We start from the raw sequence: 26151 nt of genomic DNA on the forward strand, positions 1-26151 counted from the left end.
ATGGTCCAGGCCATCGACAAAGCCATCAAGGACCGCGAGCACCTGCTCGTGCAGGCCGGCACGGGGACCGGGAAGAGCCTCGGCTACCTCACCCCGGCCCTGCTCGTGGACGGGCCGGTGGTGGTCTCCACCGCCACCCTGGCGCTGCAGAACCAGTTGGTCGAGCACGACCTGCCCCGCCTGGCCCAGGCGGTCGAGCCGGTGCTCGGGCGCAAACCGACCTTCGCCGTGCTGAAAGGCCGGCACCACTACCTGTGCACGGCCAAGCTCGAGCACGCCGACGAGGAGACACCCACCGACACGCTCTTCGACGACGCGCCGAAAGCCGGCAGGTGGCTCGGTGAGGCGGGCAAGCTCGGCAAGCAGATCCTGCGGATCCGCTCCTGGTCGGAGAAGACGCAGACCGGCGACCGCGACGAGCTGACTCCCGGCGTCGACGACACCGCGTGGCGGCAGGTGTCCATGCCGGCACGGGACTGCGTCGGCGCCCAGAAATGTCCGTATGGCGCGGACTGCTTCGCCGAGGCGTCCCGCGCCCGGGCACGCGAGGTCGACATCGTGGTCACCAACCACAGCCTGCTCGCCGCCGACATGATGGCCGGGCGCCACATCGTCCCGCCGCACAAGCTGCTCGTCGTCGACGAGGCGCACGAGCTGGCCGACCGGGTCTCCTCGGCGGCCCAGGCGGAGATCACCCCCGAGGCGGTCGAGCGCGCCGGGCGCCGCTCCCGCACCCTGATCCCGCCCTCGGCCGCCGAGCAGATGGCCGCGGCCGCCGACGCGTTCACCGTCGGGCTCGCCGAGGTGCCCGCCGGCCGGCTCGTCAACGGGCTGCCCGAGCCGCTGCTGCTGGCCGTCACCCAGCTGGAGTCGGCGACCCGCGCCGGGCTCACCGCGATCGGCGACATCAAGTCCGACGACCCCGACCCGGTCGGCAAGAAACAGGCCAAGGCCGTCCTCGACGAGCTCTCCGGCACGGCGCAGCGGCTCCTGGAGGAGAACGACTACGACGTCGCCTGGGTGGAGAAGTCCGACCTCGGCAACGGCCGCCGAGCCCTCGTGGTGGCGCCGCTCTCGGTCGCCGGCACCCTCGCCGAGAACCTCTACTCCGATCGCACCGTCGTCGTGACCTCGGCCACGCTGACCCTCGGCGGGCGGTTCGACACGGTGGCGCGCTCACTCGGCCTCCCGGCGGCCGCACCCGGCCCGGACGGGACACCGGCCTCCGGTGACGGCTGGAGCTCGCTGGACGTGGGATCACCCTTCGACTATCCGAAACAGGGCATTCTGTACGTTGCGGCGCACCTGCCACGGCCCACCATGTCGGGCCTGCCCCAGGCGGCGGGCGACGAGTTGCTCCGGCTGGTCGAGGCGCTCGGCGGGCGTACGCTCGGGCTCTTCTCCTCCCGAAAGGCCGCGTTGCAGGCGGCCGAGCTGTTGCGCACCAAGACCGACCTCCCGATCCTCCTGCAGGGTGACGAGACGTTGCCGATCCTGGTCCGCAAGTTCCGGGAGGAGCAGGCGAGCTGCCTGTTCGGTGTGATGTCGCTCTGGCAGGGCGTGGACGTCCCCGGCGACTCCTGCCAGCTCGTGGTCATCGACCGCCTCCCGTTCCCCCGCCCCGACGAGCCCCTCGCCGCGGCCCGCTCGGCAGCCGTCGACGCAACCGGCGGCTCCGGCTTCGCCTCGGTGAGCGTCCCGATCGCGGCGGTCCGGCTGGCACAGGGCGTCGGCCGCCTGATCCGCTCCACCGGCGACAAGGGCGTCGTGGCCGTCCTCGACTCCCGGCTGGAGACGGCCCGGGGTTACGGCGCCTTCCTGCGCAAGTCACTGCCCCCGTTCTGGTACACGACGAGGCAGGACGTGGCACTGGGCGCCCTCACGCGACTCGCCGGGAGCTGATCGTGCTGCGCACCGCTTGCACCTTCCTCAACGCCCTCACCCGACTCGCCGGGAGCTGACCGTGCTACGCGTTGCCTGCACCTTCCTTGTCGATCGCGCCGGTGCGGTGCTGCTGCAGCTGCGGGACGACAGGGCGCCCTACTTTCCGAACGTCTGGGGCCTGCCCGGCGGCGCGATCGAGGAGGGCGAGACGCCGGCGGAGGGCGCGGCCCGCGAGCTGTGGGAGGAGAGCGGCCTGCGCCCGGCGTCACCGCTGCGGCTGTTCGCCCGCCAGGACCTGCCCGAGCAGGACCGAGCGAAGTTCTACTTCCACGGCCCCACCGACGCGACCCAGTCGGACGTCGTGCTGGGCGAGGGCGCCGCGATGCTGTTCGTGCCGGCGGAGGAGTTGCTGAGCAGGCCCTTCACACCGGGGGACCGAGGAGATGATCGAGCGCTTCCTGACCTCGGACGCGTACCTCCGGCGGAATTGACCCTGGTGCTCATCTGGCACACTTTTGACTAGGCGCTAGTCAATTCCCATGAGTAATCTTGTCTCATGCCAACTACAGATGCGCGGACATGCCCTAGCGTCAGGGGCATGCCGATCGAGCGGATCACTCTCGACCTGGACTCGGCCGGGCTCTATGCGGCCCGTTACGCGGCCGAGGCGAAGAGGGTGCCACTGTCAGTCTGGATCTCCGGGGTCGTGCGTGAGCGGGCGATCGCCGAGTGCCTGGAGTCCTACGTCGAGCAGGATGGCCCTCCGGGCTGGGCCGAGGAGCACGAGGCGCGGATCTTCGGTGATGAGGAATGAGGCGCGGGGAGATCTGGATCGCCACACGGTTGGGGCACGACCGCCTTGTCCTCATCGTGGGCGACGACGGTGTGACGGCGCGGCGGTCATCCGCACTATGCGTGCCGATCTCCGATGTTGCGCGGCCCGAGATGGTCGAGCCGACTGTCGTCGCGGCTGAGTGATCCGTGCTCGGAGTGGCTCAGGTCCCGCGAGTCGGCGAGGTGCACAAGGAGTTCCTCAAGGCCCGGGCCGGGCTGTTGGCTCCGGCAAGCATCGAGATGGTTGACATGGTGCTGCGGGTGACGCTCGCCCTGTGAGGTTCACGTGTCACCATGGCTGCCGTGACGGGGCCGGGGATGTGGGTCGCGCCGGTGGGTGGTGGGCGCCGGTGGCGGTGGTGGGTGGCCGCGGTGGCTGGTGGGTGGGCTCTGGTGTTGCTCGGTGGGGTGTTCTGGTCGGTGCGGAAGGACCCGGCTACGGTGCCTGAGCAGCGGGATCTGGGGCAGGCGGTTCCGGAGTTGCGGCGGGCGACCGGGGCGCTGGTGGCGGCCTCGCGGAGTGAGCGGTGGGTGGTTCGGCTCGGGGAGTTGCGGGTCGAGGAGTGTGCGCTCAATCCGGTCTGGACGGGGCGGCGGGCCGGCCGGGATCTGACGCTCTACGTGCCCGCGGGTGAGGCGCGCGAGGCCCTTGAGGGGATCGCGAAAGGGCTGCCGGAGAGCTATGACCCGGGAGTGGGTGTGGCGCGGGGCGGCACGCGGTTGTCGTTGTTCGCGGACGCTGGGGAGCTCATCGCTGTCGAGTCGGAGGCGTTGTCGACCGATCAGGTGTTGACGGTTCGGGTTGATACCGGGTGTCGGCCGCCGAGCGGGTCCGTCGGGGGTGAGCCGGAGGCCGGGCCGGTGCCGGCGGTTGTGGCCGAGCTGGGGAAGGTGGCGGTTGTCTCGGCGGTGAGCTGCCCGGGTGGGGGGACGGCGGCCACGTTCGAGGTGGACGGCGGTGCCGCGGATCCGGACAGTGAGCCGACCGGGTTGCCGGCCGGGACTGTTCCGGTGTGGGTGGAGCCGGGCCATTGGGCGTACCGGATGGGTGCCGACTCGGTGGTGGCTACGACGGAGGGTGGGCGACTCGCGGTGAGCGTGACCACACCCTGCCGGAGTCAGTAGACGAGGGCCTGCGCACTCTCGGACATGATCTCCTCGACGAAGACCGCGGCCCCGGCGATGCGGATGCCGGGCAGGACGTCGGCGGGGCCGATGTCGCGGCGGGCGGCGCACTGGGTGCAGAGGGTCACGCGGCCGGCGGCGAGCAGCGCGTCCAGGAGATCGGGCAGCGGCGCGGCGTGCGGTAACTCGAACTCGGCGGCGCGGCCGGGCAGCGCGAACCAGGCGGACTCGCCGGTCAGCCAGAACGAGACGTCCACGCCGGACGCGACCGCGGTGCTCGCCACGGTGAAGGCCTGGGAACAGCGCTCGGGCGAGTCGGCGCCCGCGGTGGCCTTGACGACCAGCAAACGTGCCATACCGGTCAGCATAAGATGGGGCCGATGGTTACGGAGATCGGGTTCGTGAGCCTGCTGGTGGCGGCGCTGGGAGCGCTGGCCGGCGGGTTCGGTTACCTTGCGGTGCGCATTTCGAGGGGGCGTTGGTGAGCAGCGAGACGGAAAACCCACTGGGACCGCCGCCGTGGCTCAACGCTCCGCCGGTCGAGCGGTATCCGTATGAGGACACCCACGACCTGCGTTCCGGTCCTGACCTGCACCCCTCGCTGCTGGGCCTGCTGCCGTTCGTCGGGCTGTGGCGTGGGCGCGGGCAGGGCGGGTTCCCGCAGGAGGACGACTACAACTTCGCCCAGGAGATCCGGATCAGCCACGACGGCCGGGACTTCCTGAGGTACGAGTCACGCGCCTGGCTGCTCGACGAGGACTCGAAGGCGGCCGGGCAGGCGTTGACCGAGTCCGGCTTCTGGCGGCCGGTGCTGGTCGACGGCCGTCCCGGCGACGAGATGGAAGCCACGATGATCCGCCCCGACGGGGTGGCCGAGCTCTACCTGGGCAAGGCCGCCACGACCCGCTTGGAGATGGCGGCGGACGCGGTGGCCTACACGCCGGCGGGCCTGCACGTCACGGGTGGCCACCGGTTGTTCGGGATCGTGGAGGGCGCGCTGCTCTACGCCCACGAGATCGCTGTGGACGACAGCGGCCTGCGCCCGCACATGTCCGCCCGACTCCTGCGCATCGGCGGCTGAGGAAGCGCCACCCGGGCAGGCGCACCCGGGCAGGCGCACCCGGCAGGCGCACCCGGCAGGCGCACCCGGGCAGGCGCGCCCCGGGAGGCGCACCCAGAGGCAGGCGCGCCCGTGGAAGCGGCCCTCGGAAAGCGACCGGGCACCCGTCAGTCCACGAATCCGAGCAGGTCGAGCAGGCGCGGCGTCCACGGCGACCGGACCCGCGCCACCCCGTCCAGCGACACCACCTCGGCCAGGCCACGCAACGACGACGCCAGCCAGATCGCGTCCGCGCCGGCCAGCTCCGGGAGCGTGATCATTCGCTCGACCGGGGTGAGGCCCACCGAGGGTGCCACCGACAGCAGGTGCGCGGCGGTGATCCCGGCCAGGATTCCGGCCTCCGCCGGTGGGACCGTGCACAGCTCGTCACCCGACAGCCAGACGATGGACGAGGTCGGCGCTTCTAGCGCGTACCCCTCTGAAGAAAGCCAGACCATGTCCTCGGCCTGATGTCGCGCCGCCCAGCGCCGTGCCGCGAAATTGCTCGCGTAGGAGAGTGACTTGGCCGCGGAGAGGGACCACGGCGGGCGCCGTCCGGCGGAGACACCGAGGTCGGCGCTGATCACTCGGACGCCGTCGCGGCGCTCGCGGAGCACGCTGGGTGGGATCTCCGACACGCCGGCGTGGAGCAGCCCACTGCGGGTGTAGACGATCCGCAGCGCACCACTGGTCGCCGCCGGGACAACAGATAAGACGATATTTCGGGATAAAGCGGGCAATTCGAGGAGGGCTGCGGACTCCAGTAGGCGATCCACGTGGGCGGAGAGCAGCCACGGGCCGGAGGGCCGCAGATGCAGGGTCTCGAAAATCCCGTCGCCGAGCAGGTCGGACGCCGGCACCAGGATCCGCTCGCTCACCGTTCAAAACCTAGCGAACTATGCTCGTAACGTGTCCGCCACATCGCTAGCCGCCATGCTCCGCGAGCGTGGGCTGCGGCTCACCCCGCAGCGTCAGCTGATCCTCGAAGCGGTGCACGAACTCGGTCATGCGACCCCGGAGTCCGTGCACAACGCGGTCCGTGAGCGTGCCGCCGGGGTGAACATCACCACGGTCTACCGGACCCTGGAGCTTCTCGAGGAGCTCGGGCTGGTCAATCACACGCATTTGTCGCACGGCTCGCCGACCTACCACCCGGCCGGCGAGGACCAGCACGTCCATCTCGTGTGCCGGGGCTGCGGTTCGATCGCCGAGGTCGATCCGGAGGTGATGCGCCCGGTCACCGACCGATTGCGGGACGAGCGCGACTTCCGGGTGGACGTCGGCCACGTCTCCCTTTTCGGTGTCTGCGGCGATTGCAAGGAGTCCGAGTGAGCGTCGTGATGGTCGAGGATCTCGACCCGCAGTCCGCCGACGCCGGTGTTCCGGCCCATCTCGGTGACCCGATGCGCGAGCAGCGCCTGCTGGAGACCGCTGTCGGCCTGGTCGACCGCTCGCACCGTGACGTGATCGCGGTGCCGGGCGAGGAGCGGGCCAGCTGGCTTCACACCCTGACAACTCAGTATTTATCGGATTTGTCCGCTTTCCAGGGCACGGAACTTCTCGTCCTCTCTCCCCACGGGCACGTCGAGCAGCACGCCTACGTCACCGAGGACGGCACTACGGCATGGCTGGACACCGAGCCCGGCGCCGGTGAGGGCCTGCTGAAATACCTGGAAATGATGCGGTTCTTCACCCGGGTCGAGCCACGCGACGCGACCGGTGAGATCGCGGTCCTCTCGCTGGTCGGTCCGGGTGCGGCCGATCTCGTCCCCGGCCTGGGCGAGCCCCGGCTGAGTGGGGTGCCGGGCCCGAAATTCGCCGCCGGGTCCGTGCCTCCCGAGCCCACGAGCCTTTATTCGGTACGGGAATTCGAAGGCGGCCTGGCCCGCCGAGTGCCCCTCGGTGTGGATCTCCTGGTCCCGCGTGCCGCCAAGACGGCCGTGATCGAGAAGTTGGGCGTGCCGCAGGCCGGGCTCTGGGCCTACGAGGCGATCCGCGTCGCCCGCCGCATCCCGCGCCCGGGCTGGGAGACCGACCACCGGACCATCCCCGCCGAGGCGGACTTCATCGCCGCCGGCGTGCACCTGGACAAGGGTTGCTACCGGGGTCAGGAGACGGTCGCCCGGGTCCACCACCTGGGTCGCCCGCCGCGCCGGCTGGTCCTGCTGCACCTCGACGGCGTCGCCACCGACCACCCGCCGGCCAAGGGGACCCCGGTCGAGCTGGACGGCCGGGCGGTCGGCTTCGTCGGCACCGCGGTGCGCCATCACGAGCTCGGCATGGTCGCCCTCGCCGTCATCAAGCGCAACGTGGCCGACGACGCCCGCCTGATCGTGGGGGAGTCGGCCGCCGCCATCGACCCCGCGTAAGCGGACGGGCCACGTGCGGGAGTCCGCCGCCGTCGGCCCGGCCTGAGCGGGCGGGCCACGTGCCGGAGTCCGCTGCCGTCGGCCCGGCCTGAGCGGACGGGCCACGTGGCAGTATGCGAGGCATGACCGGGACCTTGATCACCGTCGCCCCGACCGGCGCGGAGAGCAGCAAGGCGGACGTGCCGGCTCTGCCAGTGACCCTGGACGAGCTGGTGACGACCGCGAAGGAGTGCGAGGCGCTCGGCGCTTCGATCATTCACGTACACATCCGGGACGACGGTGCCCGGCCCACCCTGGATCAGGGCCGGCTGCGGGCGACCGTGGCGGCCCTGCGCGCCTCCACCGAGCTGATCGTCCAGCTCTCCTCGGGTGGCGCGGTCACCGATCCGGAGGCGGACCGGCTTGCCGTGCTGGACGCCGGACCGGAGATGGCCTCCTGCACGATGGGCACTGTCAACTTCGGCGACGGCGTCTTCATGAACCGCTGGGAGTTCATCGTCGACCTGCACACCCGGATGCAGGAGCGCGGCATCATCCCGGAGTACGAGATCTTCGACCTGGGTCAGCTCACCACCCTGCAGCGGCTCCTGAGTCGGTATGGCCTGCCGTTCGGCGGGCACGTGCATGTCGACCTGGTGATGGGCGTGCCGGGCGGGATGCCGGGCACCACCGCCACGGTCGCCGCCTGTGAGCAGGCCATCCGCGATCTGCCGCAGGGCACCACGTTCTCGGCCACCGGCATCGGGCGCAGCACCCTGCCGGTCATGCTGGCGTCGCTGTCGGCGGGCGGGCATCTGCGGGTGGGCATGGAGGACACGCTCACGTACGCCAAGGGCCGCCCGGTCGAGTCCAACATGCAGCTGGTCGCGCGTGCCGTCGGCTTCGCCCAGTTGGCACAGCGCCCGCCGTACACGCCGTCGCAGGCTCGTGAACTGCTCGGAGTGCCAGCTCGATGATCGTCGCGGAAGTCGTACGGTCGGGTTTCGTCGAGAGCGTCCACCACGGCATCGTGGCGATCACCGGAGCACCCGGGGTCGGTGACGTGCAGAGCCCGTTCTTCCCCCGTTCCTCCAACAAGCCACTGCAGACGGTCGGTCTGCTCAACTGTGGCCTGGTCCCGCGCGAGGAGGCGGACCTGGCCCTGATGAGCGGCAGCCACAACGGCGAGACGTTCCACGTGGAACGAGTTCGGGCGATCCTGGCCTCCGCCGGGCTCGGTCCGGAGGCCCTGCGCTGCCCGGCTGAGCTGCCGATCGGCCCGTCGGCGCGGGATGCTCACCTCCGGGCGGGCGGCGAGCCCGACCCGATCCTGATGAACTGCTCCGGCAAGCACGCCGGCATGCTCGCCACCTGTGTGATCAACGGGTGGCCGCTCGACACGTACCTGGACGCCAAGCACCCGCTGCAACTGGCGCTCGCCGACGCGGTGTCCGGTCTGGCCGGCGAGCTGATCGCCGCGACCGGCGTGGACGGCTGCGGTGCGCCGGTCTTCGCGATCTCACCGCTGGCGCTGGCACACGCCTTCCTTCGGCTGGTCGAGGCCGAGCCGGGTACTCCGGAGCGGCGGGTCGCCGACGCGATGCGGGCACGTCCGGAACTCGTGGCCGGCACCGGGACCGACGACACCGTGCTGATGAGCGCGGTGCCGGGCTTGCTCGCCAAGAAGGGCGCGGACGGGGTGGCCGCGGCGGCCGTGCCCGGAGTCGGTGCGGTGGCGGTCAAGATTTCGGACGGTTCGGCGCGTGCGCGTACCCCTGTGTTGCTCTCAGCCCTGGAGAAACTCGGCGTGCCCACGCCGCTGATGCCCGAGTTGGTCCTGGGTGGCGGCCGTCCCGTAGGGGAAGTGCGAGCCGTTCCCTACGGGTGACAGGCCTCACGCTAGCTGTTGCAAGCGTTTTGCTTGCAACAGCTAGCACTCCGAGCTAACTTCGAGTCATGGCCACGCCAAAGGACCTGCCCGAGGACATCGGATCCTTCATCCGAGACCTGCGGCAGACCGCGAAGATCTCGCTTCGGCAGCTTGCCGACAAGGCGGGGGTGAGCAACCCCTACCTCAGCCAGATCGAGCGTGGCTTGCGTAAGCCGAGCGCCGAGGTGCTGCAGCAGATTGCCAGCGCCTTGCGAGTGTCGACGCCCGCGATGTATCTGCGGGCCGGACTGCTCGATGGCGAGGGCCAGCAGGGCGTGCTGGCAGCCATCGCGGTCGACCCGGAGCTCACGATCGCGCAGAAGCAGTCCCTGTCGCAGATCTACGAGACGTTCCGCAACGAGAACGCGCGAACCAACCCGGCCGCCGAACCGACCGCCTCTCCGACCGCTGAGGAGCAATCATGACCGAGCAGACCAACACCAAGATCCCCGCCCCGCTCTACGCCGCCGCCGGTGCCGGTGACCTGGCGTACGAGCAGCTGAAGAAGCTCCCCGCCGTGCTGACCCAGCTCAGCGACCGCGCCGCCGCCTCGCTGAAGGTCTACAACGAGCAGGCCGGCACCAAGGCCGCCGAGCTGCGCGAGAAGGCCAGCACCACGGACTTCGTGGCGCTCCGGGAGAACGCGGCCAGCGTCGCCACCTCCCTCGCCCAGCTCGCCCAGGAGCGCGCCGTCTCGGCGTACACGTTCCTGGTCGCGCGCGGTGAGCGCGTCGTGGGCACCGGTGTCGTCGAGGCCGCCGACGTGGTGAACGCCGACATCGAGACCACCGAGCAGCCGGCCGCCGTCGAGGCCGCCGTTGCCGAGGCGAAGGCCGTCGAGGCCGCGCCGAAGCCGCGCAAGCGGGCCAAGCCCGCCGTCAAGCCGGCCGAGTAAGCAGCACGACACGACATGATCCGCGGGCCCCGGCGATGCTGGGGCCCGCGGCATAGAATCTCCCCCATGGCCTCATCCGCGCCGCTTTTCTACGACAACGTCGTCGGCTTCATCGACCTGTTGGTCTTCCTCGTTTCCCTGGTTCTGCAAGCGGTGGCGCTGATCCACTGCCTGACCCAGCGCGGCGCCGGCTTCCAGGCGCTCGGGACGCTCCCCAAGGGCGCCTGGGCCGCGATCATCGGCGTGTGTCTGCTGCTCACCGTCGTGACCCTGGGCCGCCTGCTGATCATCAGCATGATCGGCGTCGCGGCGGCGCTCATCTATCTGCTCGACGTTCGCCCCGGTCTCAAGGATCTGACCGACGGCAAGGGCTTCTGGTAAGAGTCGGGTGAGGCGCCGTTTCGGGCCGCCTCCGCCGGACGGAGGGCCGCGCCTTCAGCGTGCGGATCGGACCGGGCCGCGGACCGGCCGGCCGACGTTGCCGGGTCCGGCCACCGAGGTGGTCACTCTCCCTTCAGGTGTACGCGTGGAGCACCTCATCACCGGCACGGGCAGCCCGGTGACCGTGTTCGCGCACGGCCTCGCCGGGGACATCTCCGGCACCCGCCCGCTCGGCAGCGGCGTGTCCGGCCGCCGCGTGTTCTTCCACTTCCGCGGGCACGGGCGCTCCGATGTGCCGTCCGGTCCATGGTCCTTCGAGGACCTCGCCGCCGAACTGCGCGCCGTGGCCGATCTCGCCGGCGCCACCCGCGCGCTCGGCGTCAGCATGGGAGCCGCCGCGCTCTGCCGACTGATCGCCGAGTCGCCGGACCGCTTCGAGCGGGTAGTGCTCTACCTGCCGGCGCCGCTCGACGGCGTACGCGCCCCCGCCTCGGTGGAACGGCTGGAGCGCCTGCTCGCCGCCGCCGAGTCGGGTGAGGCCGCGATGATCGCCGAGGCTGTCGAGCTCGAGTTGCCACCCGCCGTCCGCAACACGCCGGCCGGGTGGAGCTTCCTGCGGCAGCGGGTGGAACAGCTGCAGCGCGACGGTCTCGCGCCGGAACTCGCGTCGCTCTGGGACGCTCCCGCGCTCGATCCGGTCGACGCGCTCCGGGCGTTCCGGGGCCGCGCCCTGGTGATCGGCTGCCTGGGTGACGAGATGCACCCGGTGTTCTGGGCGGAGCGGCTGGCGTCGTTGCTGCCCGACGCCTCCCTCGAGGTCTTCGACGGCCCCGCCGTGCTCTGGAACAACCGCCGCGAGCTGCGCGATCGAATTTCTGGCTTTCTGAACCAGTAACTTGCGGCGTTATGTCCGGAACCCGTAACTTTTCGGGTCGTTGTTCCAGACGTGCGCTTGTCCCCCAAATCCCTCTTTTTCGGTTTGCTGATCGTCGGTCTGCCGTTCGCTGTCGTGGCCGGCTGGACTCTGGGCGCTCCAGCGGTACGCTCCGCGGCCCTCGGCGTGACCGGCAACGTCGACGGCACCGGCGGTCTCGGCGCCGCTCCGGCCCGGAAGGGCTCGACACCCGACCCGATGGACGGCTACACGGCCCGGCCACCGCGGGCAACCGCGGCCCCGACGATGTCGCTCCCGGCGCCTGTCACCCCGGCCGGCGTGGTGACCACGACGGTGACTGTGGTGGCGACCGTCCCGGCACCCACCATGACCACCTCGCCACCGCCGGACTATCCGCAGCCGCCGGTGCCCACGCCGACGTCGGTCGACACCCCGCCCGTCCCGACTCCCACGTCGGCCTCGCCGTCGGAGACACCCTCGCCGTCGGTTTCCGGCTCCTGAGATCTGCCCGGCGTTTCTGCCTGTGGCGGGTGGGGCCTAAGCTCCCGGATCGTGAGCAATGATCAGGGTGGTTCGGTGGCGGGCACGGCACGGCAGTTCGCCACCGGGGTCGGACTGCTCGCCCGCGGCCTCGGTCTCGTACTGCGCAGCCCTCGGCTGCTCCTCGTGGGCCTGATTCCGGCGCTGCTGGCCGGCATTCTCTACACGATCGCCCTGATCTTCCTGTTCCGGTCGCTTCCCGAGATCTCCGAGCGGGTCACCTGGTTCGCCGACGACTGGACCGCCTGGCTGCGCGACACCATCCAGGTCTTCGCCGGCGCCGGAGTGCTCGGCCTTTCCGTCCTGCTCGGCGTGCTCACGTTCACCGCGGTCACGCTGCTGATCGGCGACCCGTTCTACGAGAAGATCTCCGAGCTGGTCGAGGACCGCTTCGGTGGCGTACCGGACGAGGTCGAGATCGGCCTCCTCCGCTCCCTGCGCCGCAGCCTGACCGACTCGCTGCGGCTGATCGGCATCTCGATCCTGATCGCGATACCGCTGTTCCTGCTCGGCTTCCTGCCGTTCGTCGGCCAGACCGTCGTCCCGGTCCTGGGCGGCGCGCTGGGCGGCTGGCTGCTCGCTCTCGAACTGACCGGCGTCCCGTTCCAGAGGCGCGGCCAGCGTCTCCGTCACCGTCGTGTCGTGCTCGGCCGGCACAAGCCGCTGGCCCTGGGCTTCGGCGCGGCCGTGTTCGCCACGTTCCTGATCCCGCTCGGCGCCATCTTCATGATGCCCGCCGCGATCGCGGGTGCGACGCTGCTGGCCCGGAAGGCCCTGGGCAAACCGATCGACATCATCGACACCCCACCCCTCTGAGCAGGCCGCGGCTCGACTTCCCCGCGTGTGGAGTTGGGGTTAGTGGGTGGGCCGTACTCCACACGCTGGGTGGTTGTCCGGTTGCGTGTGGAGTTGTGGTTAGTGGGTGGGCCGTACTCCACACGGTGGGTGGTGGGTGGTTGCGTGTGGAGTTGGGGTGTGTGGGTGGGCCGAACTCCACACGACTGGTTGGGGGTTAGGCGGAGGCTCGGACTACCAGTTCGGTGGGGAGGACTACGGCTGGGGGGACGTCGGGGTCGCCGGTTATCAGGCGGAGCATCTGGCGGGCCATGACGCGGCCGGCCTCGGCTATCGGCTGGCGGACGGTCGTGAGAGGCGGGTCGCTGTAGCGGCTGATCTCGAAGTCGTCGAAGCCGATGACCGCCACGTCGTCGGGCACCCGGCGGCCGGCGTCGCGCAGGGTCTGCAGCGCGCCGTGCGCCATCAGGTCCGAGGCGGCGAAGACGGCGTCCAGGTCGGGGTCGCGGTCGAGCAGATCACGCATCGCGGCGACGCCGGACTCGCGGGTGAAGTCGCCGGGCGCCACCAGCACGGGCAGACCGGCCTCGGCGAGCGAGTGGTGGTAACCGGAGAGGCGCTCGATGCCGGCGACCATGTCCTGCGGACCGGCGATGGTGGCGATCCGGCGGCGGCCACCGGCGACCAGGTGGCGTACCGCGGCGGCGACCCCGCCGGCGTGGTCGACGTCGACGTAGGGAACCGGCGGCTCGGCGGTCATCGGGCGGCCGCTGCAGACCACCGGTATCCCGCGCCGGGCGAGCAGGCCGGGCAGCGGGTCGGCGCCGTGGATGGAGGCGAACATGACGCCGTCGACGTGGCCGGCCACCGCGTACCGCTCGACCCGGTGATGGCCGGCCTCGGAGCCGGTCATCATCAGGACGAGTTGCTTGTCGGCGGCCTCCAGCTCCATGCCGACGCCGCGGATGATCGCCGGGAAGAACAGGTCGTCGGAGAAGACCCGGTTGGCCGTCTCCGGCAGGATCAGCGCTATCGAGTCGGTCCGCTGGGTCACCAGGCTGCGGGCGGCCTGGTTCGGCACGTAACCGAGCTCGTCGACGGCACGGTTGACCGCCTCACGGATGGTGGCGGCCACCGTGGTGGAGCCGTTGACGACGCGGGAGACGGTGGCACGGGACACCCCGGCTCGCCGGGCAACCGCTTCCAGGGTCGGCCGTTCCCGCGTCGTCACAAACCCGCTCCTCGGTCTAGTGAGAGGGACTCACTCCAGACCGTTTCGCCGGATCACCTCTCGGTACCACTTCGCGCTGTCCTTGAGCACACGCTGTTGCGTCGTGTAGTCGACGTGCACGATACCGAAGCGCTTCCGGTACCCCTCGGCCCATTCGAAGTTGTCCATCAGGGACCAGGCGAAGTATCCCCGGAGGTCCACTCCGGCCGCCAGCGCGTCGTGGCAGGCGCGCAGGTGGCCGTCGATGTACTCGATGCGGCGCAGGTCGTGGACCTCGCCGTCGGCGTTCGGGCCCTCCGGGTACGCGGCGCCGTTCTCGGTGATCAGCAGCGGCGTGCCCGGGTAGTCCCGGTGCAGGCGGGTGAGCAGCCGGGTCAGCGCGGCCGGCTCGATCGGCCAGTTCATGTCGGTGACCGGGCCGACCGGCGGGCGGAACGCGATGCCGTCGCTGCCGGGGTAGGAGAGGTCGCCGGGGTGGCCGGGCTTGGCCGACACGTACGACGGGTTGTAGAAGTTCACGCCGAGCACGTCGATCGGGGCGTTGATGATCGCCTCGTCGCCCTCGCGCAGGTACGCCAGATCGGTGAGCCGCGCGATGTGCGCCAGCACGTCGGCCGGGTAGTGGCCGCGCAGCAGCGGGTCCAGGAAGATCCGGTTGGCGAGGCCGTCGATCAGCCGGGCGGCGTCGCGGTCGGCCGGGTTCTCCGGGTCGAGCGGGGCGACCTCGCACGGGTTCAGCGTGATGCTGATGCTCTGTGCGCCGGCCGAGCGCAGCGCGCGGGTGGCCAGGCCGTGGCCGAGGAGAAGGTGGTGCACGGCGGCCAGCGCGGAGGCCGGGTTCTTGACGCCGGGTGCGTGGATGCCGGAGCCGTACCCGAGGTAGGCCGAGCACCACGGCTCGTTCAGCGTGGTCCAGGTGGCGACGCGGTCGCCGAGGCGGGCGTGGACGATCTGGGCGTACTCGGCGAACGCCTCGGCGGTCTCCCGGTTGGTCCAGCCGCCGCGGTCCTCGAGGGCCTGCGGCAGGTCCCAGTGGTACAGCGTGACGACCGGGTCGATGCCCCTGCCCAGCAGCTCGTCGGTGAGCCGGTCGTAGAAGTCCAGGCCGCGCACGTTCACGGGGCCCGTGCCGTCGGGCTGGATCCGTGGCCAGGCGATCGAGAACCGGTACGAGGCCAGGCCCAGATCCGCCATGATCGCGACGTCGTCCGCGTACCGGTGGTAGTGATCGCAGGCCACGTCACCCGTGTGGCCGGCGAAGACCTTGCCCGGCGTACGGCTGAACGTGTCCCAGATGGACGGGCCGCGACCGTCCTCCCGCACCGCGCCCTCGATCTGGTACGAGGCGGTGGCCGCGCCCCAGACGAATCCTTCGGGGAAGGTGATCCCCGCGGGGGCCGGCTGCGCCGACGTCGACGTGACGGTTGCCGTCATTGTTTCCCGCTTCCTGCTCTTGATCAGGTGCACTTAACCGGTTCATCTTACGGGCTGGCTGCGGCGAAACAACGCCGCCGACTGTGAGTTCAGCCAGCACGCAGGGCTTGGACGAGGCGGGGGTCCCCGGTGAGCGCGAGTTGGTCGGGACGTTTCCTGCCCATCAGGGCGAGTTGCAGATCGCTGGCGGTGCCGGTGGCCTTGGCGCGAGCGTGATGGTCGTCGCTGTCGAGGATCGTGCCGGTGTCCAGCAGAGCGATCCCGGCACCGCGTAGGCGCACGAACCACTCCTGCGCCGCGTCCGTGCCGACCAGGTGGACCACGCCGTGCAGATCGGTGGGACCGCTGCGGCGGCCGGCCGGCAGCCAGGTGTCCAGCACCTCGCTGACACCGTCGGCGGCGAGCTTGGTCTCGATCGGGGTGGCCCGGCCGGCGGCGGACTCGGCGTCCCAGCGGATCAGCGAGACCTCGTGGGCCATCCGCCGCTGCCAGAAATTGGCCCGCTTCGGCTGCGGAGCCCAGTTCCACGCCGGGAAGTCGGGGTCGAGCGCCTCGAGGGTCTCGATCGTGCCGGTGAGTTCACGGCGCAGGGAGTCGAGGGTCTCGGGCCACTCGGGACGGTCCGTCTCCTCCGGGGCCGGTGGCCGGTCGGTGACGCCGCGGGCGACCGTGGCGCGCACCCAGCGCAGCTCACCGGTCAGGTCGTGCGCGAGGTCGGCGACGGTCCGATCGGAGCCGACCGGCACGTCAGGGCCGGTCTCCGCGACGGCATCCCACAGCGCCGGACCGTCGGCGCGCAGTGCGGCGAGCCAGAAGTCCTTCGTCGCGTGCAACCTGTTCATCGCAGACGCCCCCCTTTAGGCCGGACCGCCGGTGAAGTCCCTCCCCGTTTGAGCTTAGGGTGAACGTCGTGCCCGACGCATACGCCGATCATCAGACTGACACACCTCCAGCCGGGGAGTACCCCCTGGCGGCGTACACGACGCTACGCCTTGGTGGCCCCGCAGGCACGGTGACCACGGCGGTACATGCGGACGAAGCGGTCGCTACAGTGCGTAATTCCTCCGGGAAGGTGCTGGTTCTGGCCGGCGGCAGCAATGTCGTGATCGGCGACGCGGGCTTCCCGGGCGAGGTGCTGCTGCTGCGCAACCGCGGTGTCGAGGTGGCCGGCGAGGACGCGACGAGCGTGCTGGTCCGGGTCGAGGCGGGCGAGCCGTGGGACGGTTTCGTCCAGCAGGCGGTGGACAACGGATGGTCCGGTGTCGAGTGCCTCTCCGGCATCCCCGGCTCGGCGGGCGCCACCCCGATCCAGAACGTCGGTGCGTACGGCCAGGAGGTGGCGCACACGATCGAGGCGGTTCGGGCGTACGACCGGGTGGCCGACGAGATCCGGACGATGACTCCGGCCGAGTGCGGGTTCGGCTACCGGTCCAGCGTGTTCAAGCACAGCGACCGCTACCTCGTCCTCGGCGTCGACTTCCGGCTGGCCAAGTCCGCCGACTCCGCACCGATCCGGTACGCCGAACTCGCCCGCGACCTGGGCGCCTCGGCCGGTGACCGGGTCCCGATGCAGCAGGCCCGCGACACCGTTCTGAAGCTGCGCGCGGGCAAGGGCATGGTGCTGGACCCGGAGGACCGGGACACCTGGTCGGTCGGCTCGTTCTTCACCAACCCGGTGGTTGCTGCGGAGTTCTTCGCGAGTATCCCGGGCGAGGTGCCGCACTGGCCGGCCGCCGACGGCACGGTGAAGATCCCGGCGGCCTGGCTGATCGAGCGGTCCGGCTTCCCGAAGGGCTTCGCCGGCGACGGCGTCGCCATCTCCACGAAGCACACCCTGGCCCTGACCAACCGCGGTGGCGGCACCACCGAGGCGCTGCTCGACCTGGCCCGCACCATCCGGGCAGGCGTGCGGGACCGGTTCGGCGTCGACCTGCACCCCGAGCCGGTCCTGATCAACTGCGAGATGTAGCTACTTCCAGCCGAAGACCTGGGTGTAGTACGGCGTGCCGTCGGCGGCCCAGGCGACGCCGGTCCCGATGGACTTCGCGCCGCAGTTGAGGATGTTGGCACGGTGTCCCGGGCTCTCCATCCACGCGTCCATCACGTCGGGCACGCTGCGGTAGCCCCAGGCGATGTTCTCGCCGGCCGGCTGGCGGTAACCGGCCGCCCGGGTTCGGGTCACGAACGTCGAGCCGTCCCGCCACACATGGCTGAACAGCCGGGTCCGTGCCATGTACCAGCTCTGCCGCAGCGACGCGGTGATCAGGTTGCGGTCCACCGACAGGGCCGGGCAGCCGGCCGCCGCGCGCCGCTCGTTGGTCAGTTTGACCACCTCGGACATCATCGCGCGGGCGCGCAGCCGGGCGGACGGGGTGGCAGCCGGTGCGGCGGTGGTGGTGACCGGGGCGGTGGTGGCAGCAGCGGTGGCAGTGGCGGTGGCAGTGGCGGTGGCGGACGGCGTCACGATCGGGGTGCGGGGCGTTGCGACCGGTCCCTGAGCATCGGGCTGCGGCAGCGCGGCCGGCGCCGGCAGGCGCATCGGCCGGGGCGGGACGACGGGTCCGTGTGCCACCGCGGGCGCGGACAGGACGAACAGAGCTGGCGTCGCCGCGAGCAAGGCGACACGTCGTACCACCAGGTCGAACACGGGTGCCTCCCGATCGTTGAAGGACGCTCACCGTCCATCACGGTCTATCGCACCCCGTTGCACGCGGCGTGTCACATCTTTCGCGGAAAGGACGAAAAGGCCTAGTGAAAATGTCAGTCTGAGGGGATTGCCCGTCTTGACTCCGTGCCACTGCATCGCGTACGTGCTCGGCCGGATCCTCGCGGACCGACTCTTGTGAGCGGCCTGGGCGCTAAACTGTCACTGTCCGTAAATAGGCGGTCACATCACGCTATGGTGTTTTTGCGCCTTTGAATTTTCTTCCTCCCGCGGTCGTGCGGGCGGTGCCAAGCAGGACGCTGACTTCCGGCCACTCCCGTGTGACCGGAACGCGGCCGTGCCCGGATCGGGTGCGAGTGCGGGTTGGGGGCAGGGTGAACAAACGATGAGTCGCCTTCTCGTGGTCGAGGACGACCCGGACATCGCACTCGCTCTCCGGTTGTTGTTCAGTCGAGCCGGCTACGAGGTGGCACACGCCGCCGACGGCCGATCCGGCCTGAAGGAGGCATACGCCGAACACCCCGATCTGGTGGTGCTCGACGTCGGCCTGCCGGAGATGGACGGCTGGCAGGTGCTGGAGCGGCTGCGCGACGTCTCCGACGTGCCGGTGCTGGTGCTGACCGCGCACGGACAGGAGGCCGAGAAGGTACGCGGCCTGCGCGGCGGCGCCGACGACTACCTCACCAAGCCGTTCGCCAACAACGAGTTGCTGGCCCGCGTCGAGGCGCTGCTGCGCCGGTCCTCCAGCGGGCAGAACAGCTGGGCCAGCCAGATCTACGACGACGGCCTCGTGCATCTCGACCCGACCAAGCGCCGGGTCTATGTGAAGGGCGAGGAGAAGCGGCTGACTCCGACCGAGTTTCGCCTGCTCAACGCCCTGGTCCGGCACGCGGGCGCGGTGCTCAGCCCGAACCAGCTGCTGACGCAGGCCTGGGACGACCCGACCGGCATCGGCCAGGAGCGGGTCAAGTTCGCGGTGCTGCGGCTGCGCCGCAAGCTCGGATGGTCAGATCCGGACGAGTCACCCATCGAGTCCGTACGTGGATTCGGATACCGCTACCGCCGACCGGGCGGAGAAGCCTGATATCCGTCGTACCGGTCGAGTCTTCTCAGTTGACGCCCGCACTCGTCGATGAGGGCTGTGAAGCCGAGCAGGAGGTAGTAAGTCGTGGAAGACCTTGGCGAGATCGTCGGCGAATTCCTGATGGAAAGCCACGAGAACCTGGACCAGATCGACCGGGATCTCGTGAGCCTCGAGCAGGAACCGGACTCGCGTGACCTGATCTCCCGTATCTTCCGGGCGATCCACACGATCAAAGGCACCAGCGGGTTCCTCGCGTTCAGCCGCCTGGAGAAGCTCGCCCACGCGGGCGAGTCGCTGCTGTCCCGGCTCCGGGACGGCGTCCAGCCGGTCACCCCGGAGACCATCACCGTCCTGCTGCTCTGCATCGACGGCGTCCGGTCGCTGCTCTCCTCCATCGAGGAGAAGGGCACCGAGGACGAGGTCGACATCGACAGCATGATCGTGAAGATCAACGCTCAGATGAACGCCCCCGCGGCCGCCGCCCCGGCAGCGCCCGCGGCGGAGGCGGCCCCCGCGGCGTCGGAGGGCGACACCGAGGCCGAGACTCCCGTCCCGCTCGAGGAGCCCGCGCGCCGCGCGCCGGAGCCGATCGCCGAGCAGCGCCAGCCCCTGGGCCAGATCCTGGTGGACGCCGGCGCGGCACAGCCCTCGGACGTGAGCTCGGCGCTCCAGCAGCAGCTCGAGGGCGACGAGCGCAAGCTCGGCACCATCCTGCTGGAGGAGGGCAAGGCCCAGCCGGCCGCGGTCAACGAGGCACTGCAGTCGCAGGCGCCGAAGCGCAGCATCGCGGACAGCGCGATCCGGGTGGACGTCGACCTGCTCGACACCCTCATGAACATGGTCGGCGAGCTGGTGCTGGCCCGGAACCAGCTGGTCCGCGGTGTCATGGAGATCGGCGACTCGGGCCTGGTCCGCAGCGCCCAGCGGCTCGGCATGATCACCAGTGAGCTGCAAGAGGGCATCATGAAGACCCGGATGCAGCCCATCGAGCACATCTGGTCGAAGCTTCCCCGAGTCGTCCGGGACCTGAGCAACTCGCTCGGCAAGCAGGTCCAGCTGGTCATGGAGGGCAAGGAGACCGAGCTCGACCGGAGCCTGCTGGAGGCGGTCAAGGACCCGCTGACCCACCTGGTGCGCAACGCGGTCGACCACGGCATCGAGGACCCGGAGAAGCGTCTCGCCGCGGGCAAGGGTCCCGAGGGCACGCTGACGCTTCGCGCGTACCACGAGGGTGGCCACGTCGCGGTGGAGGTCGCGGACGACGGCGCCGGCCTGAACGTCGAGCGGATCGCGCAGAAGGCGGTCGAGAACGGCCTGCTCCGCCCGGAGCAGATCCCGAACATGGACAAGCGCGACATCATGGCGATGGTGTTCCAGCCTGGCTTCTCCACCGCCGCGAAGGTCACCAACGTCTCCGGCCGCGGTGTCGGCATGGACGTGGTGAAGACCAACATCGAGAACATCGGCGGTGCGGTCAGCGTCGACTCCACGCCCGGTGAGGGCACGGTCTGGCGTCTCACGATCCCGCTGACGCTGGCGATCATCCAGGCGCTCACCGTCGACTGCGGCGACCAGCGCTATGTCGTCCCGCAGGTCGCGGTGCTCGAGCTGGTCTTCATCGACGGCAACACCACCAAGGTCGAGTACGCCTCCGGCGCGCCGGTGTACCGGCTGCGCGGCAAGCTGCTGCCGCTGGTCCGCCTGGACCGGGCACTCGGCCTGGAGGTCGGCGGCGACCAGGGCGTCTACATCATGGTGCTGCAGGCCGACGGCCGGCGGTTCGGCCTGGTCGTGGACCGGGTGCTGAACACCGAAGAGGTCGTGGTCAAGGCACTGAACACCCGGTTCAAGGACATCGGCCTGTACGCCGGTGCCACGATCCTCGGCGACGGCAAGGTCGGCCTGATCCTCGACGTCTCCTCGCTCGCCCGCCGCTCGCACCTCGCGGTCGACTCGGAGCGCGAGAACGTCGTCGAGAAGCGCGGCCAGGGCGGCGGTGGCACCGAGCGCCTGCTGGTCACCGCGGTCGGGGAACGCCGGGTGGCGATCCCGCTGGACACGGTCACCCGGCTCGAGGAGTTCCCGCGCGACCGGATCGAGCACGCCGGCTCCCGCGAGGTGGTGCAGTACCGCGGCCAGATCCTTCCGCTGGTACGGCTGTCGCACCTGCTCGGTGCGTACGGCGAGGAGCTGGAGGGCGACACCGTCTCGGTGGTCGTCTACAGCGAGGGCGGACGGAGCGTCGCGCTGGTGGTGGACCGGATCGTCGACATCGCGGAGAACTCCACGACCGCACGACGCGACGCGGAGGAGGACGGCCTGGTCGGCACCGCGGTCATCCAGCAACGGGTGACCGAGCTGCTCGACGTACGCCGGGCCATCCTCGCCGCCGACCCGAACTTCTACAGCGACGCGGTCGACGACATGCTGGTGGAGGCCTGACATGGCGAGTCGACAGTTCGCCACCTTCGAGGTGGACGGCCAGCTCTTCGGAGTCGAGGTGCACACCGTTCAGGAGGTGCTCTCGTACAACGAGTACACGCCGGTGCCGCTCGCGCCGCCGGCCGTCGGCGGCCTGTTCAACCTGCGTGGCCAGGTGATCGCGGCGGTCGACCTGCGGGTGCAGCTCGGGCTGGCCCGGCAGGCGCTGCAGGGCCCGGTCATGAACGTCATCCTGCGCGGCGACGGGGAACCCGTGAGCCTGCTGGTTGACAAGATCGGCGAGGTCGTCGACCTCGACGACGAGACGTTCGAGCCGCCACCGGACACGCTGAGCGGGCCGACCAGAGAGCTGGTGGTCGGCACGTTCAAGCTGGACGGGCGGTTGATGCTGGCACTCGACGTCAATCAGGCCGTCGACACATATCGCGCTACCAACTGATGTACAGCCTGGTCAGCGCCCCCGTTCTGGGCTTCGACCTGACCCGCCTGGAGGGCGGGTCGGCCGCGGCCGAGGTGCTGCTGCGCGCCCTGCGCCTGCACAAGGACGACCTGCCGGTTCTGGCCGAGCGGTTGCCGGACGAGGGCGCCCGGGCCCTGCTCTGGGTCGAGGTGGAGAGCGCCGCCCGGCGGATGCCGTCGCTCAAGTCGATGTCCAAGGACGATCCGGCCGGAAACCTCGCCCTGGTCGAACGCGCGCCGATCGGTACGGTCGACTCGCTGCTCACCTGCATCCGCTACGACGTGATGTCGTGGACCTGGGAGGGCACCGGCCGCGACGCGAAGCAGAGCGAGGACGCGGCCGCCGCCACGGCGCTGCTCTGCGACGCCGCGGTCGCCAGCTACCTGCGCGAGGTTCTCGACGAGGAGACCCGCCGGCGGCTGGGCGCGGGGTGGGTGTCGGCGGTACGCAAACTGCCGGCCACCGCGCCGATCGACATGGGCCCGCACCACTACACGGTGTCCGCCCTGCTCGACCGGCTGCGCAGCCTGCGACCGGAGGATCGCCAGCGCGTCGCCACCTCGGCCGATGACGCCCGCCGCAACACCGCGGGCTGGTCACCGGCCGTCCACTCGGCCTCCTGGGCGGCGTACCTCTCGGACCGGGTCCGGACCGCCGCCGCGGCGCAGATGCTGCTGGTGCAGGCCGTGGACACGGCGGGGATTCCGCTGGCCGACCGGGCCGGCGGCGTCTGGAACATGCTCAGCGGCGCCGTTCAGGCGCTGGTCGTACGCGATCTGCTGGACACCGCCACGGCTCACCGGCTGCTTGCTCCGGTGGTCGCGGCGCTCGGCCCGGCCTGGCTCGGTTGAAGGGAGTGGTCGAATGATCTCGGTTCTCGTCGTCGACGATTCCGTGGTGGTACGTCGGCTGATCGTCGACGCTCTCGGGGAGGCGCCGGGCATCCAGGTCGTCGGTACCGCCGCGAACGGGTTGCTCGCCCAAGCGAAGATCGATCAGCTCAAGCCCGACGTGATCACCATGGACATCGAGATGCCGCAGATGGACGGCATCGAGGCGGTACGCGAGCTGCGCAAGCGGCACGCGAACTTGCCAGTGATCATGTTCAGCACGCTCTCCGCCGCGGGAGCCACCGCCACACTCGAGGCGCTCGCCGCGGGCGCCACGGACTACGTGACCAAGCCCAGCAACGTGGGCTCGGTGCAGCAGTCGATCGCGGCGGTACGCGAGCAACTCGTACCCAAGATCCAGGCACTCGGCGGGCGGCGGCGTCCACCTGCCGCACCACCCACTCGCCCGGTGCCCGCCGGAGTGCGACCCGGCACCGCACCGCTGCGTCCCGGTTCACCACCCCCGGCACCCGGCCGCCCGCCCGCCTCCGGCCCGGCACCGGTACGCCCGGCCGCGGCCAAGCGCGGTCCGCAGGGCCGGATCGACATCCTCGCCATCGGCTCCTCCACCGGCGGGCCGGACGCGCTGACCAAGGTTCTGCTCGGGCTGCCGGGCGATCTGCCGGTGCCGGTCGTGATCACGCAGCACATGCCGCCCGTGTTCACCAAGATGTTCGCCGAGCGACTGGACCGCAGCACGCCCCTGCGCGTGGTCGAGGCGGGCGAGGGCATGGAGCTCGCCGCCGGCACGGTCTACATCGCGCCCGGCGACCGTCACCTGGTCTTCACCCGCAAGGGAACCGCGACGCTGACCCAGCTCAGCAACGCACCGCAGGAGAACTCGTGCCGCCCGGCCGTGGACGTGATGTTCCGTTCGGTGGCGGCGCTGTACGGCGGATCAGCCTTCGCGGCTGTTCTCACTGGAATGGGACAAGACGGACGAGGTGGTGCGAAAGTGCTGCGAGACTCGGGAGCCGAGGTGCTGGCACAGGACGAGGCCACCTCGGTGGTCTGGGGTATGCCCGGCGCTGTAGTCGGTGCGGGCCTGGCGGACGAGATCCTTCCCCTGGACCGGATCGCGGGGTCGTTGCTGAACCGCGTTCGGGTGGGCCGGTCGCCGGCGGTGGCCCGATGACCCTTTCCCAAGCGGAGTTCACCTTCGTCTCCAACCTGGTACGCCGGGAGGCCTCGATCGTCCTTGCTCCGGGCAAGGAGTACCTGGTCGAGGCGCGGTTGATCCCGGTCGCCCGCGCGGTCGGGGCGGCCAACGTCAACGAGTTCATCTCGGACCTGCAGAAGCGGCCCAACCCACAGTTCCAGCGCAAGATCATTGACGCGCTGACCACCAACGAGACGTCGTTCTTCCGGGATCGCGAGCCGTTCTCCGCGCTCACCGAGGTGGTTCTGCCGGAGCTGATCAAGTCGCGGTCCGCGACGCGCAAGCTGCGGTTCTGGTCCGCGGCGAGCTCCAGCGGCCAGGAGGCGTACAGCCTGGCGATCACGCTTCAGGAGTCGCTGCCGGCCGGCTGGTCGTACGAAATCGTCGGCACCGACATCTCCACCGCGATGGTGGAGCGTGCGCAGAAGGCCGAGTACAGCCAGGTCGAGGTGAACCGCGGTCTGGCGGCCACCCAGCTGGTGCAGTATTTCGAGCGGGCCGGTGCCCACTGGCGGGTCATTCCCGCGCTGCGCAAGAACGTCGAGTTCAAGCACATGAGCCTGACCGCGCCGTTCCCGCCGATGCAGCCGTTCGACGTGATCTTCCTGCGCAACGTGCTCATCTACTTCGACGTCGCCACCAAGCGCCAGGTGCTGCAGAACGCGGCCAAGATCCTGCGCCCGGACGGCTGGCTCTTCCTCGGCGCCGCCGAGACCACGATCGGGATCGACGACAACTACGAGCGGGTGGCCGCCGGCCGCACGTCTGCCTACCGGACTCGCAATGCGGTGCCCGCCGGCGCCGCGAGAAGGGGATGACGCCGATGCGCGCCATGGTGATCGACGACTCGCGCGCGATGCGCATGATCCTCAAGCGCATCGTCACGAAGCTCAACTTCGAGGCGGTGGAGGCGGGGGACGGCAAGGAAGCGATGGATCTCCTCGCCGACATGACCGAGGTGCCGGAGCTGGCCCTCATCGACTGGAACATGCCCAACATGAACGGGCTCGAGTTCGTCACCAAGGTCCGGGCCGATCCGCGGCTGCGCGAGATGACTCTGGTCATGGTCACTACCGAGAGCGAACAGAGCCAGATCGTCCGGGCGCTCGCCGCGGGCGCCCACGAATACGTGATCAAGCCCTTCACCGAGGGCGCCATGATCGAAAAGCTGGCCCTGCTGGGCCTCGTCCCGACCGGAGCGAACTCATGAGTGTCGAAGTCGAGGTCGACGAGAGCGACCTCGCCGAGATGGTGGAACAGGTGTGGGAGTCGTACCTGGATCCCGAGGGCATCAGCCCGCTGATCCCGACGTACGACGAGAACCAGCCCTCGGAGGTGCACTCCTCCGTCTCCATCACCGGGTCCTGGAGCGGGCACGTCGTTTACGCCTCCTCGCGCGCCGCCGCTCAGCGTGCCGCGGCCGCCTTCCTGGCCATGGAGCTGGATGAGGTGAGCGAGGAGGACATCTCCGACACGCTTGGCGAACTCGCCAACATCGTCGGTGGCAATGTCAAAGCCATGCTGCCGCCCGGGGCGCAGTTGTCGCTCCCGCAGGTGGTCCTCGCGCCGGAGTCCTCGGCGCGTTACCCGAACACCGAACGCATCAGCGGGGTGTACGGGATGTGGGAGGGAGAACCCGTGTCCATCTCCATGTGGCAGAGCAGCACCGACGAGAACAAGGAGGAGGGTGAATGAAGATCCTCGTTGCCGACGACAGCCGCGTGATGCGGCAGATCGTCGTCCGGACCCTGCGTCAGGCCGGGTTCGGAGATCACGACCTGATCGAGGCCGCGGACGGCAAGGAAGCGTTCGACATGGCCATCGCGGAGAAGCCGGACCTGGTCATCTCGGACTGGAACATGCCGCACATGACCGGTATCGAGGTGCTTCGCCAGCTGCGCGCGGCCGGCAACAACGTCAAATTCGGTTTCGTCACCTCGGAGTCGACGCCGGAGATGAAGTCGGCGGCGGAGGGCGCGGGCGCGGACTTCTTCATCATCAAACCCTTCACCGCTGAGCGATTCGATGAGGTTTTCGCTCCTATTTTGGGATGATTAGGA

32 protein-coding genes and 1 pseudogene are annotated in these 26151 nt (G+C 70.1%); 27 read left to right on the top strand and 6 right to left on the bottom strand.

Annotation, left to right across the window (positions count from 1 at the left end; all coding sequences use genetic code 11):
• The 5 genes from AB0M02_RS00830 (at position 1) to AB0M02_RS00850 (ending at position 3843) form a co-directional block, all read left to right on the top strand.
• The gene (locus tag AB0M02_RS00830; RefSeq protein WP_364222437.1) at positions 1 to 1902 is read left to right on the top strand and encodes an ATP-dependent DNA helicase; all 1902 of its coding nucleotides are present in this window, start codon (positions 1 to 3) and stop codon (positions 1900 to 1902) included.
• A 61-nt stretch (positions 1903 to 1963) separates the two neighbouring features.
• Positions 1964 to 2407, top strand: coding sequence for an NUDIX domain-containing protein (locus AB0M02_RS00835; RefSeq protein ID WP_364219363.1), 444 nt, complete (start codon positions 1964 to 1966; stop codon positions 2405 to 2407).
• A gap of 75 nt (positions 2408 to 2482) precedes the next feature.
• Positions 2483 to 2698, top strand: coding sequence for a hypothetical protein (locus tag AB0M02_RS00840; RefSeq protein WP_364219366.1), 216 nt, complete (start codon positions 2483 to 2485; stop codon positions 2696 to 2698).
• A 167-nt stretch (positions 2699 to 2865) separates the two neighbouring features.
• Positions 2866 to 2997 (top strand): hypothetical protein, encoded by a 132-nt coding sequence (locus tag AB0M02_RS00845; protein WP_364219369.1) that lies wholly within the window; start codon positions 2866 to 2868, stop codon positions 2995 to 2997.
• A 15-nt stretch (positions 2998 to 3012) separates the two neighbouring features.
• Positions 3013 to 3843 (top strand): hypothetical protein, encoded by an 831-nt coding sequence (locus AB0M02_RS00850; RefSeq protein ID WP_364219372.1) that lies wholly within the window; start codon positions 3013 to 3015, stop codon positions 3841 to 3843.
• Here the strand turns inward: AB0M02_RS00850 and AB0M02_RS00855 are convergent.
• Entirely contained in the window at positions 3837 to 4211 is a 375-nt protein-coding gene (locus AB0M02_RS00855; protein WP_364219375.1) for a DsrE family protein, read from the bottom strand. The genes AB0M02_RS00850 and AB0M02_RS00855 overlap by 7 nt on opposite strands.
• A 12-nt stretch (positions 4212 to 4223) precedes the next feature.
• Here AB0M02_RS00855 and mtfM point away from each other — a divergent pair, with 12 nt between their 5' ends.
• Positions 4224 to 4328 (top strand): small membrane protein MtfM, encoded by a 105-nt coding sequence (gene mtfM / locus AB0M02_RS00860; protein WP_041830316.1) that lies wholly within the window; start codon positions 4224 to 4226, stop codon positions 4326 to 4328.
• Positions 4325 to 4924: an FABP family protein gene (locus AB0M02_RS00865; protein WP_364219378.1), complete on the top strand. Its 600-nt coding sequence runs from the start codon at positions 4325 to 4327 to the stop codon at positions 4922 to 4924. Before mtfM ends, AB0M02_RS00865 begins: the two co-directional genes overlap by 4 nt.
• A gap of 146 nt (positions 4925 to 5070) precedes the next feature.
• Here AB0M02_RS00865 and AB0M02_RS00870 read toward each other — a convergent pair whose 3' ends face one another.
• Positions 5071 to 5820 (bottom strand): aminotransferase class IV, encoded by a 750-nt coding sequence (locus AB0M02_RS00870; RefSeq protein ID WP_364219381.1) that lies wholly within the window; start codon positions 5818 to 5820, stop codon positions 5071 to 5073.
• Positions 5821 to 5875: 55 nt separating this feature from the next.
• Here AB0M02_RS00870 and AB0M02_RS00875 point away from each other — a divergent pair, with 55 nt between their 5' ends.
• The 10 genes and pseudogenes from AB0M02_RS00875 (at position 5876) to AB0M02_RS00920 (ending at position 12747) form a co-directional block, all read left to right on the top strand.
• On the top strand, positions 5876 to 6274 hold the full coding sequence (locus AB0M02_RS00875) for a Fur family transcriptional regulator (RefSeq protein ID WP_364222440.1): 399 nt from the start codon (positions 5876 to 5878) through the stop codon (positions 6272 to 6274).
• 8 nt (positions 6275 to 6282) lie between these two features.
• Positions 6283 to 7311: a folate-binding protein gene (locus AB0M02_RS00880; RefSeq protein ID WP_364222443.1), complete on the top strand. Its 1029-nt coding sequence runs from the start codon at positions 6283 to 6285 to the stop codon at positions 7309 to 7311.
• A gap of 122 nt (positions 7312 to 7433) precedes the next feature.
• Entirely contained in the window at positions 7434 to 8267 is an 834-nt protein-coding gene (locus tag AB0M02_RS00885) for a 3-keto-5-aminohexanoate cleavage protein (protein WP_364219384.1), read from the top strand.
• Entirely contained in the window at positions 8264 to 9178 is a 915-nt protein-coding gene (locus AB0M02_RS00890; protein ID WP_364219387.1) for an asparaginase, read from the top strand. The genes AB0M02_RS00885 and AB0M02_RS00890 overlap by 4 nt, the downstream gene beginning before the upstream one ends.
• 68 nt (positions 9179 to 9246) lie before the next feature.
• Positions 9247 to 9591, top strand: a pseudogene (locus AB0M02_RS00895) (helix-turn-helix transcriptional regulator); the annotation flags it as partial.
• A 50-nt stretch (positions 9592 to 9641) separates the two neighbouring features.
• Positions 9642 to 10115, top strand: coding sequence for a hypothetical protein (locus AB0M02_RS00900; protein ID WP_364219390.1), 474 nt, complete (start codon positions 9642 to 9644; stop codon positions 10113 to 10115).
• Positions 10116 to 10181: 66 nt separating this feature from the next.
• The gene (locus AB0M02_RS00905; RefSeq protein ID WP_364219392.1) at positions 10182 to 10496 is read left to right on the top strand and encodes a DUF2516 family protein; all 315 of its coding nucleotides are present in this window, start codon (positions 10182 to 10184) and stop codon (positions 10494 to 10496) included.
• Positions 10497 to 10503: 7 nt separating this feature from the next.
• Positions 10504 to 11391, top strand: coding sequence for an alpha/beta hydrolase (locus AB0M02_RS00910; RefSeq protein WP_364219395.1), 888 nt, complete (start codon positions 10504 to 10506; stop codon positions 11389 to 11391).
• 84 nt (positions 11392 to 11475) lie between these two features.
• Positions 11476 to 11892: a hypothetical protein gene (locus AB0M02_RS00915; RefSeq protein WP_364219398.1), complete on the top strand. Its 417-nt coding sequence runs from the start codon at positions 11476 to 11478 to the stop codon at positions 11890 to 11892.
• A gap of 51 nt (positions 11893 to 11943) precedes the next feature.
• Positions 11944 to 12747: an EI24 domain-containing protein gene (locus AB0M02_RS00920; RefSeq protein ID WP_364219401.1), complete on the top strand. Its 804-nt coding sequence runs from the start codon at positions 11944 to 11946 to the stop codon at positions 12745 to 12747.
• 196 nt (positions 12748 to 12943) lie between these two features.
• Here the strand turns inward: AB0M02_RS00920 and AB0M02_RS00925 are convergent, their stop codons facing one another.
• From AB0M02_RS00925 to AB0M02_RS00935, 3 genes are all read right to left on the bottom strand, one after another.
• Complete coding sequence (locus AB0M02_RS00925) at positions 12944 to 13957, bottom strand: LacI family DNA-binding transcriptional regulator (protein ID WP_364219404.1); 1014 nt, start codon at positions 13955 to 13957, stop codon at positions 12944 to 12946.
• Positions 13958 to 13987: 30 nt separating this feature from the next.
• Positions 13988 to 15391: a GH1 family beta-glucosidase gene (locus AB0M02_RS00930; RefSeq protein ID WP_364219407.1), complete on the bottom strand. Its 1404-nt coding sequence runs from the start codon at positions 15389 to 15391 to the stop codon at positions 13988 to 13990.
• An 89-nt stretch (positions 15392 to 15480) separates the two neighbouring features.
• Complete coding sequence (locus tag AB0M02_RS00935) at positions 15481 to 16233, bottom strand: hypothetical protein (protein WP_364219410.1); 753 nt, start codon at positions 16231 to 16233, stop codon at positions 15481 to 15483.
• A 68-nt stretch (positions 16234 to 16301) separates the two neighbouring features.
• Between AB0M02_RS00935 and AB0M02_RS00940 the strand changes: the two genes are divergently transcribed.
• Positions 16302 to 17360, top strand: a complete 1059-nt coding sequence (locus AB0M02_RS00940) for a UDP-N-acetylmuramate dehydrogenase (protein ID WP_364219413.1) — start codon at positions 16302 to 16304, stop codon at positions 17358 to 17360.
• On the opposite strand, the gene AB0M02_RS00945 is transcribed toward AB0M02_RS00940, so the two are convergent.
• A complete protein-coding gene (locus AB0M02_RS00945; RefSeq protein ID WP_364219416.1) occupies positions 17361 to 18038 on the bottom strand; it encodes a CAP domain-containing protein in 678 nt (225 codons plus the stop codon).
• 403 nt (positions 18039 to 18441) lie between these two features.
• Here AB0M02_RS00945 and AB0M02_RS00950 point away from each other — a divergent pair, with 403 nt between their 5' ends.
• The 9 genes from AB0M02_RS00950 (at position 18442) to AB0M02_RS00990 (ending at position 26145) form a co-directional block, all read left to right on the top strand.
• Positions 18442 to 19140, top strand: coding sequence for a response regulator transcription factor (locus AB0M02_RS00950; RefSeq protein ID WP_185038054.1), 699 nt, complete (start codon positions 18442 to 18444; stop codon positions 19138 to 19140).
• A gap of 84 nt (positions 19141 to 19224) precedes the next feature.
• On the top strand, positions 19225 to 21582 hold the full coding sequence (locus AB0M02_RS00955) for a chemotaxis protein CheA (protein ID WP_364219419.1): 2358 nt from the start codon (positions 19225 to 19227) through the stop codon (positions 21580 to 21582).
• A 1-nt stretch (position 21583) separates the two neighbouring features.
• Positions 21584 to 22021: a chemotaxis protein CheW gene (locus AB0M02_RS00960; RefSeq protein WP_093619555.1), complete on the top strand. Its 438-nt coding sequence runs from the start codon at positions 21584 to 21586 to the stop codon at positions 22019 to 22021.
• Positions 22021 to 22893 (top strand): hypothetical protein, encoded by an 873-nt coding sequence (locus AB0M02_RS00965; protein WP_364219422.1) that lies wholly within the window; start codon positions 22021 to 22023, stop codon positions 22891 to 22893. The genes AB0M02_RS00960 and AB0M02_RS00965 overlap by 1 nt, the downstream gene beginning before the upstream one ends.
• Positions 22894 to 22906: 13 nt before the next feature.
• Positions 22907 to 24067 (top strand): chemotaxis response regulator protein-glutamate methylesterase, encoded by a 1161-nt coding sequence (locus AB0M02_RS00970; RefSeq protein WP_364219425.1) that lies wholly within the window; start codon positions 22907 to 22909, stop codon positions 24065 to 24067.
• Positions 24064 to 24909, top strand: coding sequence for a CheR family methyltransferase (locus AB0M02_RS00975; RefSeq protein ID WP_364219428.1), 846 nt, complete (start codon positions 24064 to 24066; stop codon positions 24907 to 24909). The genes AB0M02_RS00970 and AB0M02_RS00975 overlap by 4 nt, the downstream gene beginning before the upstream one ends.
• A gap of 5 nt (positions 24910 to 24914) precedes the next feature.
• Positions 24915 to 25301, top strand: coding sequence for a response regulator (locus tag AB0M02_RS00980; RefSeq protein WP_173476755.1), 387 nt, complete (start codon positions 24915 to 24917; stop codon positions 25299 to 25301).
• Positions 25298 to 25786 carry a chemotaxis protein CheX gene (locus AB0M02_RS00985; RefSeq protein ID WP_364219431.1) on the top strand — a complete coding sequence of 163 codons (489 nt, stop codon included), beginning with the start codon at positions 25298 to 25300 and terminating at the stop codon, positions 25784 to 25786. Before AB0M02_RS00980 ends, AB0M02_RS00985 begins: the two co-directional genes overlap by 4 nt.
• The gene (locus AB0M02_RS00990) at positions 25783 to 26145 is read left to right on the top strand and encodes a response regulator (protein WP_364219434.1); all 363 of its coding nucleotides are present in this window, start codon (positions 25783 to 25785) and stop codon (positions 26143 to 26145) included. Before AB0M02_RS00985 ends, AB0M02_RS00990 begins: the two co-directional genes overlap by 4 nt.
• The last annotated feature ends 6 nt before the right edge of the window (positions 26146 to 26151 follow it).

Source organism: Actinoplanes sp. NPDC051861, from assembly GCF_040681145.1.
Classification (GTDB): Bacteria; Actinomycetota; Actinomycetes; order Mycobacteriales; family Micromonosporaceae; genus Actinoplanes.